The sequence below is a fragment of the Alistipes sp. An54 genome, from assembly GCF_002159375.1.
GTDB classification, from domain to species: Bacteria; Bacteroidota; Bacteroidia; order Bacteroidales; family Rikenellaceae; genus Alistipes; species Alistipes megaguti.
In genome coordinates this window covers 96,245-109,589 of record NZ_NFIA01000005.1, presented here as the reverse complement: position 1 = coordinate 109,589, position 13,345 = coordinate 96,245, and the positions used below count along the sequence as shown (strand labels likewise).

The window sequence follows — 13,345 nt, the reverse complement described above, 5'->3', positions numbered from 1 at the left end:
TATCGGGATTATCGAATCTTCAACGTAACCAGCGTAATGGCTGCCAGCAGCAGCGAGATGATCCAGAAGCGGGTGACGATCTTCGTCTCGAAGATGCCTTTTTTCTGGTAGTGGTGGTGGATCGGGGACATGAGCAGCAGGCGATGTCCCTCGCCGTACTTGTGCTTGGTGTACTTGAACCAGCTGACCTGCAGCATCACCGAGAGGCTCTCGACCAGGAAGACACCGCACAGAATCGGCAGCAGCAGCTCCTTGCGGATGCAGAGGGCGAAGACGGCTATCACGCCGCCGATCGTCAGCGAGCCCGTATCGCCCATGAAGATCTGCGCCGGGAAGGAGTTGTACCAGAGGAAGCCGACCAGCGCTCCGACGAGTGCCGCGGCATAGACCACCAGCTCGCCGCTGTCCGGGATGTACATGATATTGAGGTAGTCGGCGTAGACGATGTGGCCCGAGAGATAGGCCAACGCCCCGAGCACCGCCACGATCGGGACCGAGACGCCCGTCACCAGTCCGTCGAGACCGTCCGTAAGGTTGGCGCCGTTCGAGACGGCCGTGACGACAAGGATCGCCACCACCACGTAGAGCAGCCAGGTGGCCGTTTCGTTGCCTCCGGTGAGCCAGCCGTAGTCGAACTCGTTGTTCTTGACAAAGGGGATGGTCGTCTGGGTGGTTTTGAGGCTCTCGGAGCTCAGCACGACGTTGCGCTGGACGCTCTCGATGACCGAACCGTCGGGATTCATGTAGACCGTCTGCACGGGCTGCGTCACCTTGTCGCGGACGACGATCTGGGGCGAGAGCCACATGGTCGTTCCGACGATGATTCCCAGCCCGACCTGTCCGACGATTTTGAAACGCCCCTTGAGCCCCTCCTTGCGGTGGCGGAAGACCTTGATGTAATCGTCCAGACCGCCGATGAGCCCCAGCCAGACGGTCGAGACGAGCAGCAGCTGCACGTAGACGTTGTCGAGTTTGCCGAAGAGCAGCATCGGCACCAGAATGGCCACAAGGATGATCACGCCGCCCATGGTCGGGGTTCCCTTCTTCTGGAGCTGGCCCTGGAGTCCGAGGTCGCGGATATCCTCGCCGATCTGGCGCCGGCGGAGGAAGTCGATGATCCGCCGGCCGAAGATGATGACGATCAGCAGCGAGAGGATGATGGCCGCCGCCGCACGGAACGAAATGTACTGGAACATGCCCGAACCGGGCAGGTCGTAGGCTTCGTCCAGGTATTTGAAAAGATGGTAAAGCATGATGTCTATCGAGTCAGTATGTTCTGTAAATCAAAGTGTTTCAGCATTTCGCAGCGGCGGGTCCGTCGGCCGGAGACAAGAGTCCGAAGGCGCGGCGCACCTCCTCACGGTCGTCAAAGTGGTGCTTCACGTCGCCGATGATCTGGTAGGTTTCGTGGCCCTTGCCGGCGATGAGGATCAGATCGCCCGGACGGCTCATCAGCACCGCCGTGCGGATGGCCTCGGCGCGGTCCGTGATGCGCACGTAGCGCGTGCCGGGCTGCAGGCCGGCCACCATCTCGTCGAGAATCGCCTCGGGCGACTCGTGGCGCGGGTTGTCCGACGTAAAGATGGCCGTCGTGGCGTAGCGGACGGCGATCTGCGCCATCTCGGGACGTTTCGTGCGGTCGCGGTCGCCGCCACAGCCGCATACGACCAGCAGCTGCTGCGAGGGCTGGCGCAGCTCCTCGATCGTCCGCAGCACGTTTTCGAGTGCATCGGGCGTGTGGGCGTAGTCGACCACGGCCACCGTGCCGTTGGCGGCGCGGACGATCTCGAAGCGCCCGCTCACGGGGTGGAGCGTCGACAGGACGCGCAGCACCTCCGCACGGTCAAGTCCCAGCAGCACGGCGGCGCCGTAGACGGCCAGCAGGTTGTAGGCGTTGAACCGCCCGAGGAGCCCCGTCCAGAGCTCCTGTCCGTCGATGCGCAGCAGCATGCCGTCGACGTGCATCTCGAGGATCTTGCAGCGGAAATCGGCCATCTCGCGCAGCGAATAGGTGCTCACGGCGGCCGCCGTGTTCTGTACCATGACGCGGCCGTTGCGGTCGTCGACGTTCGTCAGGGCGAAGGCCCCGGCCGGCAGGTGGTCGAAGAAGAGCTTCTTGGCCCGGATATACTCGGCGAAGGTCTTGTGGTAGTCCAGATGGTCGTGGGTGATGTTCGAGAAGATCCCGCCGGCGAAGTCGAGACCGCGGATGCGCTCCTGGACGATGGCGTGCGACGAGCACTCCATGAAGCAGTACTCGCAGCCGGCGTCGACCATCTCACGCATCATGGCGTTCAGGCGAATGGGATCGGGCGTCGTGTGCGTGGCCTCGATCTCGCGTCCGTCGATGCGGTAGACGACCGTCGAGATCAGTCCGGCACGGTAGCCCAGACCGCGCACCAGGTCGTAGAGCAGCGTGACGGTCGTGGTCTTGCCGTTGGTTCCCGTGATGCCCACCAGCCGCAGTTCGCGGCTCGGGAAGTCGTAGAAGGCCGCGGCCAGATCGGCCATCGCCCCCGACGAATCCCCCACCACGACATAGACGACGCCGGCAGCCGGCTCCTCGGGGCACCGCTCGCAGACCACCGCCGCAGCTCCCCGTTCGACGGCCATCGGGATATAGTCGTGGCCGTCGCTCTGCGTGCCCCGGATGGCGAAGAAGCAGTCGCCGGGGTTCACGTGCCGCGAGTCGTAGGTCAGCCCCCCGACCGCGGTTTCGGGATCGCCCGTCACCGCCACGACGGGCGTATGACGTATCAGTTCCGAAATTTTCTTCATCTCTCTATTTCAACGTTATGGTTACCGCCGCCCCCGGAGTGATGCGGGATCCGGCGGGAATCGTTTGCTGTATGACGGCCCCCTGGCCCGAGAAGCGGACCCGCAGGCCGCGGCTTTCGAGCAGGAAGAGGGCATCCTTCAGCCCCATGCCCCTCACGTCGGGCATCACGCCGGGCGTCTCGTCGATCGCCGTGACCACCACCCGCGAGAGGCTGTCGACGCGCGTACGGCCCCATCCCCGACGCGCCTCACACTCGGTGCGGGGCGAGAACTTGCCGGCCACACGGCGGATCTGGGCGATGTCGCCCCCCTTGATGCGGTCGGGATAGCGGCGCGGACCGTCCGCCTCGACCCTTCCGTACCAGTCGTTGCCGCGGTTGTAGATGTAGTCGACCATGCGTTTGACGACGGGACCCGCCAACGGACCTCCGTAGTAGGCCTTGCCCGGCTGGGCGCGGGTCTCGATGGTCGTCAGCACCGTATAGCGCGGCGCATCGGCCGGGAAGTAGGCGATCATCGAACCCAGATAGGGGCGGCCGCCCTCCGACGGGGCGGTAATCTGGGCCGTACCGGTCTTGGCGGCGACCCTCACGCGCGTCGTGTCGCGGAAGAAGGCGCTGGCCGTACCCTCGGTGCAGACCGCCTGCAGACACTGCTGCACCTCGTGCAGGGCCGCCCGCGAGGCGATCGACGAGGCGATCGTGCGGCTTTCGAAACGCTCCTCGACCCGATCGCCGCGCCGCAGCTCGCGGATCAGCACCGGCGAGATCATCTTCCCGCCGTTGGCGATGGCGTTGTAGAAGGTGATCATCTGAATCGGCGCCAGCCGCACGCGATAGCCGTAGGCCATCTTCACCAACATCACGCCGGGATCGGGGACCTTCCAGTCGGTGGTGATCGACGGCTGACGTTCGCCGAGGCGTTCGAGGCCGACGGTCTGGCCCAGGTGCAGCGTTTCGTGGAGGTAGCGGCTGTAGTCGAACTTCTTGCCCGTGATGCCGTAGCGGTCCCAGACCGCCTCGGCGAAGTAGACGTTCGACGACGAGGCCACGGCCCGCCGGAAGTCGATTTCGTGGTCGCCGCGGTGCGAATCGCGGATGTTGCGGGCCGGACCGACGGTCACCGGATCGCCGTTGTGGGTATCGTAGACGGTCGAGGGCGACATCCGCGCATCGTCGAGCAGCGTGAGCATCGTGGCCAGCTTGAAGGTCGATCCGGGCTCCATCGAGCGGCTCAGGGCGTAGTTCTCGCGTTCGGAGTAGCCGCCGCCGGGATCGCGCCCGAGGTTGGCCAGCGCCAGGATCTCGCCCGTATGGACCTCCATGACGATCGTCGTGCCCCAGACGGCATTCTGCTGTTCGAGCTGCCGGCGCAGCGCCTTGTCGGCCACATCCTGCAGATCGAGATCCAGCGTCGTCACCACATCACAGCCGTCGACCGGATCGACATGATCGGCCCCGGCCACGCGGCCGTAGAATCCGCGGGCGATGCGCTGCCGGATGGCCTGTCCGTCGCGGCCGGCCAGCTCCGTACGGTAGGCCTCCTCGATACCGTAGTTGCCGCGGTTGCCCGTCAGACCGATCGTCCGTCGGGCCAGTTCGCCCTGGGGGTAGATGCGTTCGTCGCGTTCGACGAGCGTGTAGACCATGCCCATGTTCCAGTTCAGCAGCGGATAGCGGCGCAGCACCTCCCATTCGGCATAGTCCACCTCGCGGGGGAAGATGTTCACCGGCGTATGGTCGCGCAGCGTGTCGTAGATGCGCCGCGTGATGTACTCTTCGCCGCGCAGGCGGTCGAAGAAGCGGGCGATGCGCCCCTCGGAGCGCAGACAGGTTGTATCGCGGGGCCGCACCAGCCGATAGCGCCGGGCATGCTCCTCGCGGAACATGCGGGCATAGGCCGAGGCGGGTTTGTCCCGGAAGAAGGCGGCGAGCAGTTTGGAGAGCGAATCGGCCTGTTCGCGGAAGGTGTCGAGCGAATCCAGACCGGGCGAGGCGAAGTCGAAGGCGGCCTGATAGCGGAAGATCGACGTGGCGAGGGGTTCGCCGTCGCGCGAGAGGATGCTGCCGCGCTGCGCCTTGATCTCCTCGCGGGTGAAGATGCGGCTCGAGAGGCGATCGGCGTTGTAGGCCACCTCGCGGCTGAAGAGCTGCACCCAGACGATCCGGGTGAGCACAACGGCCCCGGCGAGGATGAAGAGCACGTACAACAACCTCACCCGCAGCAGGATATCGCTTTTGACTTTCGAACGTTCCTCCTTCATGGCCGATCAGTTTTCGATGATTTCACCCGGTGCGAGCGGGTCGTAGAGGTCGATGCCCCGGGCATGGAGCTCTTCGATGACGGCCGAGTGGGTCGTGCGCTGGAAGCGCTGCTCCTGCAGGCGAATCGAGCGTTCGCGCAGCTTCTGCACCTCGCGTTCGAGACGCGTGTAGCGCATGTCGAGGTGCAGCGACCAGAACATCACCACGATGCTCAGGAAGAACATCCCGGCGATGGTCAGCAGATAGGGGTAATAGCGCGACACCCCGCGGCGCACGAGAATCGTCCCCGAGAAGAGCTGCCACAGGGTGCTCGACCGTCGGCGGCGTTCGCGGGCTTCGCGCCGGCGTGCTTCGGCCTGCCGGGCCTCCTCCTCGGCCGCTTCGGCCTCCTCCTCGGCGCGGATCTCCTCGTCGACCTCGCCGCGCTCCATGCGGCGCACCTCGCGGCGCACGCGGCGGGCGAACTCCGCCTCCTCGTCGCGCCGGGCCTGCTCCTCGGGAGTGATGGGATCGAATTCGTGGTCCTGATACATGGTGTCAGCGTTTTACGGCCGCCCGGAGTTTCGCCGAACGGGATCGGGGATTGCGCGCCAGCTCCTCGTCCGAGGGGGTGACGGCCTTGCGGGTCAGCGCCTCGAACGGGGCGAGCGGACGCCCGTAAAAGTCCTTTTCGACCTCGCCCGTAAAGTTCCCGCTGCGCAGGAAGTTCTTCACCAGCCGGTCTTCGAGCGAATGGTAGGAGATAACCACCAGCCGTCCGCCGGGTTTGAGGACCTTCAGACTCTGTTCGAGGGCCATCTTCAGCGCCTCCATCTCGCCGTTGACCTCGATGCGCAGCGCCTGGAAGAGTTTCGTGAGGAATTTCGAGGGATCCCGGGACGGCGTACAGGGCTTCACCGCCGCAACCAGTCCGGCCGTGGTCGTCAGGGGAGCCTCCGCCCGGGCCTTCACCAGACAGTTGGCCACCTTCCACGGAGTCTCCAGCTCGCCCCAGTCGCCCAGGATGCGGGTCAGATCCCCGCTCGGATAGGTATTGACCACATCGGCGGCCGTTAACCGTCCGCGCTGGTTCATGCGCATGTCGAGCGGGGCGTCGCCGCGGAACGAGAAGCCGCGTTCAAGATCGTCGAAGTGGTGGGACGAGACCCCCAGATCGGCCAGAATACCGTCAACCGCGGTCACGCCGCGCAGCCGCAGCGCCCCGCGCAGAAAGCGGAAGTTGCTCTCCACGTAGTGGAACCGCGCGTCGTCGGGGCAGTTTTCGCGGGTATCGCGGTCCTGGTCGAAACCATAGAGCCGCCCCTGGGGTCCGAGGTCGGCCAGGATGCGGCGCGAATGGCCTCCGCCGCCGAACGTCAGGTCGGCGTAGATGCCGTCGGGACGGATACCCAGCAGGGCCACAGACTCTTCCAGCAGTACGGGTGTATGGTAGGCAGACATGATTGCGGTTGACAAAGGTCTATTTGGGGTGTAAAGTTAGTGCTTTTCTGAAAAAGAATGCCTATATTTGTTCGATTAAATTTTCGAAGACTCCATGCCTCAGATAGACATCGGCGCCGTGCTGCGGGAAAAGGCCCCGCGTGCGGCCCGCTGGATCCCCCGCCCGATAGTCGGATGGCTCCGCCGTACGATCCACGAACGGGAGATCAACCACATTCTCGCCAGCTACTGGACGCTGCCGCCGCAGGAGTTCATCCGTGCGGCCTTCCGCGAGTGGCAGGTCACCTACTCCGCGCAGGGGCTCGAACGTCTCGACCCGCGCGGGCGCTACCTCTTCGTCTCGAACCACCCGTTCGGGGGCATGGACGGCATGATGCTGGCCGACAAGCTGATCGAACGTTTCGGCGATGCCCGCGTGGTGGTCAACGACCTGTTGATGCACCTCGAACCGCTGCGGCCGCTCTGGATCCCGGTCAACAAGCACGGCGCGCAGAATGCGGCCTATGCCCGCAAGTTCGACGAGGAGTTCTTCGGCGACCTTCCGATCCTGACCTTCCCGGCGGGGCTCTGCTCGCGGACGGTCAACGGCCGGGTCACCGACCCCGAATGGAAGGTGAGCTTTCTGAAAAAGGCCTACGCCTCGCAGCGGCAGATCGTCCCGGTCTTCGTCGAGGGGCGTCTGTCGAACTTCTTCTACCGCCTCTACCACCTGCGCAAGGCGCTGGGCGTGAAGTTCAACATCGAGATGCTGTGGCTCCCCGACGAGATGTTCTCGCAGAAGGGGCGCCACTTCCGCATCGTCGTGGGCGACCCGATTCCGGTGAGCGAACTCCAGCACCTGGGCTCGCTGCGCGAACAGGCCGAAGAGGTACGCAAAAAGGCGTATTTTCTGGAAAAAAAGCTCAAAGAACCGGCAAAATCCCGCTAATTGTGGTATTTTTGCCGCGTCAAAGCAACAGAAAAGCATGGAACCCATCATCGAACCCGTCGACCGGGAGCTGCTGCTGGCTGAACTGACCCCGGCCCGCAAAGTCCGCGACACCCATCGGGCCGGCAACGAAATCTATATCTTCCCGGCTGCGGAGTGTCCGGCGCTGATGCGCGAAATCGGACGACTGCGCGAAGTGGCCTTCCGGAGCGCCGGCGGCGGCACGGGCCACGAGGTCGACATCGACGAGGAGGATCTCGCCCCCGACGGCTACTACCAGCTCATCGTCTGGGACCCGGCCGCCCGCGAGATCATCGGCGGCTACCGCTTTATCATCTGCACGACGCCCAATCCGCGCCACCTCTCCACGGAGCACTACTTCCGCTTCAGCGAGCGTTTCCGCCGCAAATACCTGCCCCGCACCATCGAACTGGGGCGTTCATTCATCCAGCCCTCCTACCAGGCGCGCGGCAACTCGAAGAGCATCTATGCGCTGGACAACCTCTGGGACGGACTGGGGGCGCTGATCGTGCTGAATCCCAAGGCGAAATACCTCTTCGGCAAGGTCACCATGTACACCACCTACAAGGCTGTGGCGCGCAATGCGCTGATCTGGTTTCTGCGCCGCTACTTCCCCGACCGCGAGGGGCTGGTCGAGGGGATTCACCCGATCCGGCTCGATCTGGACGACCCCTACTACGAGGAGCTCTTTTCGGGCGAGACCTATATGGAGAATTACCGCATTCTGATCCAGAAGGTGCGGGAGTTCAACGAGAACATTCCGCCGCTGATCAACGCCTACATGAATCTCTCCCCGACGATGCGGGTCTTCGACACGGTGTCGAATCCCGACTTCGGCGGCGTGGAGGAGACGGGCATCCTGGTGACGATCCGGGACATCTACCCCGAAAAGAGGCTTCGCTATACGCGCTGGCAGGGGTGGCGGGCCAACCTGAAGCACCGCCGCGAGGAGTTCAGCGAACAGTTGCGCCAGCATCTCGGGCGCATCACCAAAAAACGGGACGTCTGACCCGCCCGACAACCGTTTCATTCCATCTGCAGGCTTCGGAGTGTCCGGAGCCTGTTTTTTGATCCTCCACCGACTCTGTCGCCCGCTTCCGGGATCTACACTCCGCCACGACCGCACCTTCCCCGTCCGGCCATCGGCTCCGGGCAACCCGCCTCCCGGTCACCGGCCTTGTCCATCCCAGACCCCATACCCAAAAAAAATCCCTGCCCGAAGGCAGGGAACCAGGCAAACAATTGTTTAACTAAAAATAAATTAAATGAAAACTAAAAAGGACGGAGGTCCGCGACGATCCTTCTCAAGCTCACTCTCCACACAAGGGATCTTCGCTGAGCCCGTCCAGATCAAATATTATTCAATCGACAGCGATACAGGGTCTGCAGGAGTCTGATCAGGAGTCGAAGGCTCCTCCTCGGGTTTCTGATCAGGCGCCGAAGGCTCCTCCTCGGGCTTCTGGTCGGGCGCAGGCTGCTCGTCGGGCACCGGGCAATCCTTCTTCGGGGGTTCCTGCTTCTCGGGCTCCTGAGCCATTACCAGACCTCCAGCCATCAACATCATCACTGCCAACATTACCATTGTCTTTTTCATAACTCACAATTTTTAACAGGTTGGACAATCATTTTTCGGTGAACGGTGTCTCAGTTACGTTCTGTCTCCCTGAAGTTCAAGCCCGGTGCCAAAAATTCAGCAAGATTGTAACTCGCTGTTTATCAGGAACAATAAACTTCGGCGACACCCTGGGACCATTTGTCGGAGGTGTGGAAAAGCGGTCGCAGGTGTGGCATTTTTCCACAATCCGGCCGAAAGGGCCGAAAAACGAAAAGTTCCGGAGCTCGGCCCCGGAACCCTGGTCGTAAACAAGAGCGGCAAAGGTGCGCGATGTCACTCGATGCCGTACAGATGCAGTTTGTTGTAGAGCGTCTTGCGGTCGATGCCGAGCAGTTTGGCGGCCTGCGACTTGTTGCCGGCCGCCGCAGCCAGCGCCCGCCGGATCTGCTCCTCTTCGGTGGCGGGGTCGTGGAGCGAATAGCTCGGAACCGGCCCCGACGCCCCGGTAATCTCGCGCGGAAGATCTTCGGCAGTGATGTATTCGCCCGCGGCCAGCAGCGTCGCCGACATCACCGTGTTCTTCAGTTGGCGCAGGTTGCCCGGCCAGTCACAGGCCGTCAGCGCCCGCAAGGCCGACGCATCGAAACCGACAATCCGTTTGTCGAGTTCGCGGTTGGCCTGGTCGAGGAAGAAGTCGGCAAAGAGCGGAATATCCTCGCGTCGTTCGCGCAGCGAGGGGACCCGCAGCATAAAGGAGTTGATGCGGTGGTAGAGATCGGCGCGGAACGTTCCGCGCACGATGGCAGCCTCGAGATCCTCGTTCGTGGCGGCCACCAGCCGGATATCGACCGGGATTTCGCGATTCCCGCCCACGGGACGGATCCGCCGCTCCTGCAGGGCGCGCAACAGCTGGACCTGCGTCTCGTAGGTGAGGTTGCCCACCTCGTCGAGGAAGAGCGTTCCGCCGTCGGCCAGCTCGAAGGCACCCTTCTTGTCGCCCACCGCACCGGTGAACGAACCCTTGACATGACCGAAGAACTCCGAGGCGGCCAACTCCCGGGGAATGGCGCCGCAATCGACCGCCACGAAGGGTTTCCCGGCGCGTTTGCTGTTCTGATGAATGAGTTGCGCGACGTGCTCCTTTCCCGTACCGCTGGCGCCGTTGACGAGCACCGACATGTTGGTCGGGGCCACCAGCCGGATATACTCGTACAGACGTCGCGAGGCATCGCTGCGCCCCTCGATGTAGTTGAGTTTCGCACGCTTCGCATCAACGGCCGACGTGGAGCCGGAGCCGCCGCGGCGTGCGGGTTTTCCGGCCGGCTCCGCTTCGGTGGAGGGTTCCAGCGCCTCGCCGATCTTCTTGAGCAGCTCGTCGGGATTGACCGGTTTGGCCACGTAATCCCGCGCCCCGAGCTTCATGCAGCGCACGGCGTTCTGAATATCGGCATAGCTCGTCATGACGATCACCGGGGCCGTCATGCCCTGTCCGGCCATCCACTGCAGCAGGGAGATCCCATCCTCGTCCGGGAGCCGCATATCACACAGAACCAGGGAAAAGGCCTCTTCGGAGAGGCTCTTGCGCGCCGCGGCGACCGTCGATACGGCCGCCACCTCGAAACCGCGTTTCGAGAGCCACGTCCGCAGCATCAGCGCAAAGGTGATATCATCGTCAACAATCAGAATTCGTTTCATCGTATTACAAAGATAAGATTTTTTCCGCTTCTGCGACCAGAGCACGGATTTTCGCCGCCGTCTGCCGCAGTTCGCCACAGTGGATCAGGGGTTCGTCGGCGGTTTCGGCCCGGCGCAGCTCCTCGGCGATCTCCCGCGCGCGGAGCATCGTGAAGATCGGCAGCATCTTGTGCGAGAGGGCCTTCACGGCGGCGGCATCCTGCCGGTCGAGCGCCTCGGAGAGGGCCGTAAAGTTGGCCGTCGTCTGTTCGACAAAGGAGTGCAGGATGCTCCGGGCCGCCTCGCGGTCGTCGCCGGCGTAGGCCGTCAGGGCTCGGAAATCCGCCCCGGCAGCCGGTTGCTCCGTCCCGTCGGCAATCGCTGCGGCGGCGGTTGGCGTCGTCGTCCCGTCCGGCAAGACACCGCCATGCCGCTCCGAACCGGCAGTCGGACCGGCCGCCGAAGCCGCCGGAACCGCCGCCCGGATCGCCTCGACGAGCTCCTGCGAGGTGAAGGGCTTGCGCAGACACCCGGCAAAGCCCCGCTGCGTGAGGTCGGCCGCATCCAGTTCGCCACGCGCCGAGACGGCCACCACGGGCAGTTCGGGATCGACCCCGTGTACGGTCTTCAGCACGGTGAATCCGTCGGCCGACGGCATCTGTATGTCGGTCATCACCAGGTCGAAATGGCCCTCGGCGACGAGTTTGCCCACATATTCGGGGAACTGGCAGCTTTCGGCCGTCATCCCGGCCCGGCGGCACATCGCCGCCGTCATCTCCAGCTGCAGCGGGTCGTCATCGACCAGCAGCACGCGCCATTCGCCCCCTTCGGCCGACACCGCGGCCGGACACGCCGCGGGCCGATCCGCCTCCGCGCCGGCGGCAGCATCCCTCACCGTCTCACAGCCCCCGCCCGCCAGTCCCGTTTCGCGGACGGGCAACGTCACGATGAAGCGGCTTCCTTCGCCGGGCCGGCTTTCGAGCGAGATCCGCCCGCCGAGCAGCTTCACGAGCCGGTCGACGATCGAAAGGCCCAGTCCGAAGCCGTCAACCCCGCGGGCCGAACTCAGCCGGACGAATTCACCGAAGATCCGTTCGCGCTCCTCGCGGCCGATGCCGCGGCCCGTGTCGCGCACCGAGAAGATCAGCTCGCCGCGGACGACGTCGACCCGCAGTTTCACCCATCCCCGGTCGGTGAATTTCAAGGCATTGGACAACAGGTTGTCGGCAATCTGCCGGATATGGAAGGCATCCCCCTCCACCGTGCGGGCGGCCCCCTCACCGGTTTCGAAGCGCAGGTCGAGCCCCCGGGCCGCGGCCGAAGCGGCGAATCCCGCCCGGATGGCCTCGAAGAGCTGTGCCGGACAGAACGCCACGCGATTGACCTCGATCTTGTTGATATCCAGCCGGTAGAAATCCAGCAGGCTGTTGACCAGCGCCAGGAGGTGTTCCGACGAGTCCTTCATGTTGTGCAGATAGAGCTCCTGGCGCTTGTCGTCGGTCAGTCGCGACAGGAGGTCGATATAACCCATCACCGACCCCAGCGGAGCCTTGATGTCGTGCGTGATGGCCAGCATCAGCTGTTCGCGGGCAGCCAGCAGCGACTCCTTCTCGCGGTTGGCGCGTTCGAGTTCGCGGCGGTAGCGGTTCCCGCGGTTGACGTCGCGCCAGAGGATCCCCACGAAGAAGAGCATCAGCAGGATCGAACCGCCGGTCACCCCGCCCAGGATGTGCGACGCGCGGCGCCGGATCCCCTCCGAACGACGGATGCGCCGCATCAGCAACGCCGTATCCTCGGCCTCGAAGTCGAGGATCAGGCTGTAGATCTTCATGTTCACCAGATCGTTGCTGTAGCTGAGGCGCAGCCCCTCCTGCCAGGCGCGGTCGTAGATCAGCAGGCGGTTGCTCGTGACGCTGTCCTGCAGGGCCTGGAGCACCAGTTCGATGGTATCCCGGACCACCCCCACGGGCAGCATCGGCCTGCCGGCCCCGCGGCGCGGGACCATCTCTCCCGAATCCGCCGGCGCACCGAACAGCCCGGAGACCTGCTGCAGCCGTCGCAAGGGGGTCGTATCGGCCACGATACTCGTCTGCGGGCCGATCAGTTCGCGGATGTTCTTGTCGAGCAGTCCGGCCGTGGATCCGGCACGGATCGTCTGCCGCAGACGCATCGTACGGCGTTCCTTGTCCCCGAGCAGCCGCGTGATGCTGTCCAGCCGCAGCCGCTGCAGGGTATCCTCACGCCCGGTCAGCGCACGCAGCGAGTCGATGCAGCCCTGCACGGTGCGCAGTTCGCTGCGGTAGCGGTTCTCGTAGGAGAGGTAGCCGGCAATCATCAGCTGGCCGTAACTCTCGGCCTGATAGAGGTGGTAGAGCGTGCGGTTGACGGCCGTACGCTTGGTATGGAGGAGAGCATAATCCCGATCGGGCGCCGAGAAACGCACCACCGCCCGGTAGACATAGGCGACGGCGAGGATACTGACGGCCACCAGCAGCACGTAGCCCGCCACGATCTTGGTTTTGACGAATTTCGACTCCTTCACGGCACCAAAGATAGGGAAAGTTCCGCCAACGGACAACTTCCCGGCCGGGGCAAGGCCCGTTTTCCACCGCTCACCGCATGGGGAAAGTCCCCGCGGCATATCGAAAAACGATAAAAAATCTTTTGACCTTTCCGATTTGTCCG

10 protein-coding genes are annotated in these 13,345 nt (G+C 63.9%); 2 read left to right on the top strand and 8 right to left on the bottom strand.

Going from position 1 to position 13,345, the window contains the following annotated elements:
• Window positions 1-8: 8 nt before the first annotated feature.
• From mraY to rsmH, 5 genes are read right to left on the bottom strand one after another with little or no spacing between them, the layout of a single operon-like run.
• Window positions 9-1,253, bottom strand: a complete 1,245-nt coding sequence (gene mraY / locus B5G09_RS06445) for a phospho-N-acetylmuramoyl-pentapeptide-transferase (protein ID WP_087404531.1) — start codon at window positions 1,251-1,253, stop codon at window positions 9-11.
• Window positions 1,254-1,293: 40 nt separating this feature from the next.
• Window positions 1,294-2,778, bottom strand: a complete 1,485-nt coding sequence (locus B5G09_RS06440) for a UDP-N-acetylmuramoyl-L-alanyl-D-glutamate--2,6-diaminopimelate ligase (RefSeq protein ID WP_087404530.1) — start codon at window positions 2,776-2,778, stop codon at window positions 1,294-1,296.
• 4 nt (window positions 2,779-2,782) lie between these two features.
• Window positions 2,783-5,041 carry a penicillin-binding transpeptidase domain-containing protein gene (locus B5G09_RS06435; RefSeq protein ID WP_087404529.1) on the bottom strand — a complete coding sequence of 753 codons (2,259 nt, stop codon included), beginning with the start codon at window positions 5,039-5,041 and terminating at the stop codon, window positions 2,783-2,785.
• A 6-nt stretch (window positions 5,042-5,047) separates the two neighbouring features.
• Window positions 5,048-5,575, bottom strand: a complete 528-nt coding sequence (locus B5G09_RS06430) for an FtsL-like putative cell division protein (RefSeq protein ID WP_087404528.1) — start codon at window positions 5,573-5,575, stop codon at window positions 5,048-5,050.
• A gap of 4 nt (window positions 5,576-5,579) precedes the next feature.
• Complete coding sequence (gene rsmH / locus B5G09_RS06425; protein ID WP_087404527.1) at window positions 5,580-6,482, bottom strand: 16S rRNA (cytosine(1402)-N(4))-methyltransferase RsmH; 903 nt, start codon at window positions 6,480-6,482, stop codon at window positions 5,580-5,582.
• A gap of 94 nt (window positions 6,483-6,576) precedes the next feature.
• Here rsmH and B5G09_RS06420 point away from each other — a divergent pair, with 94 nt between their 5' ends.
• Both B5G09_RS06420 and B5G09_RS06415 read left to right on the top strand, forming a co-directional pair.
• Complete coding sequence (locus tag B5G09_RS06420) at window positions 6,577-7,410, top strand: acyltransferase (protein WP_087309532.1); 834 nt, start codon at window positions 6,577-6,579, stop codon at window positions 7,408-7,410.
• Window positions 7,411-7,447: 37 nt separating this feature from the next.
• A complete protein-coding gene (locus tag B5G09_RS06415) occupies window positions 7,448-8,440 on the top strand; it encodes a GNAT family N-acetyltransferase (protein ID WP_087404526.1) in 993 nt (330 codons plus the stop codon).
• Between the two features lie 348 nt (window positions 8,441-8,788).
• Here the strand turns inward: B5G09_RS06415 and B5G09_RS06410 are convergent, their stop codons facing one another.
• The 3 genes from B5G09_RS06410 to B5G09_RS06400 form a co-directional block, all read right to left on the bottom strand.
• Window positions 8,789-9,025 carry a hypothetical protein gene (locus B5G09_RS06410; RefSeq protein WP_239403214.1) on the bottom strand — a complete coding sequence of 79 codons (237 nt, stop codon included), beginning with the start codon at window positions 9,023-9,025 and terminating at the stop codon, window positions 8,789-8,791.
• A 294-nt stretch (window positions 9,026-9,319) separates the two neighbouring features.
• Window positions 9,320-10,681, bottom strand: coding sequence for a sigma-54 dependent transcriptional regulator (locus B5G09_RS06405; protein ID WP_087404525.1), 1,362 nt, complete (start codon window positions 10,679-10,681; stop codon window positions 9,320-9,322).
• Window positions 10,682-10,685: 4 nt separating this feature from the next.
• Entirely contained in the window at window positions 10,686-13,202 is a 2,517-nt protein-coding gene (locus tag B5G09_RS06400) for a hybrid sensor histidine kinase/response regulator (protein WP_087404524.1), read from the bottom strand.
• Window positions 13,203-13,345 lie beyond the last annotated feature (143 nt).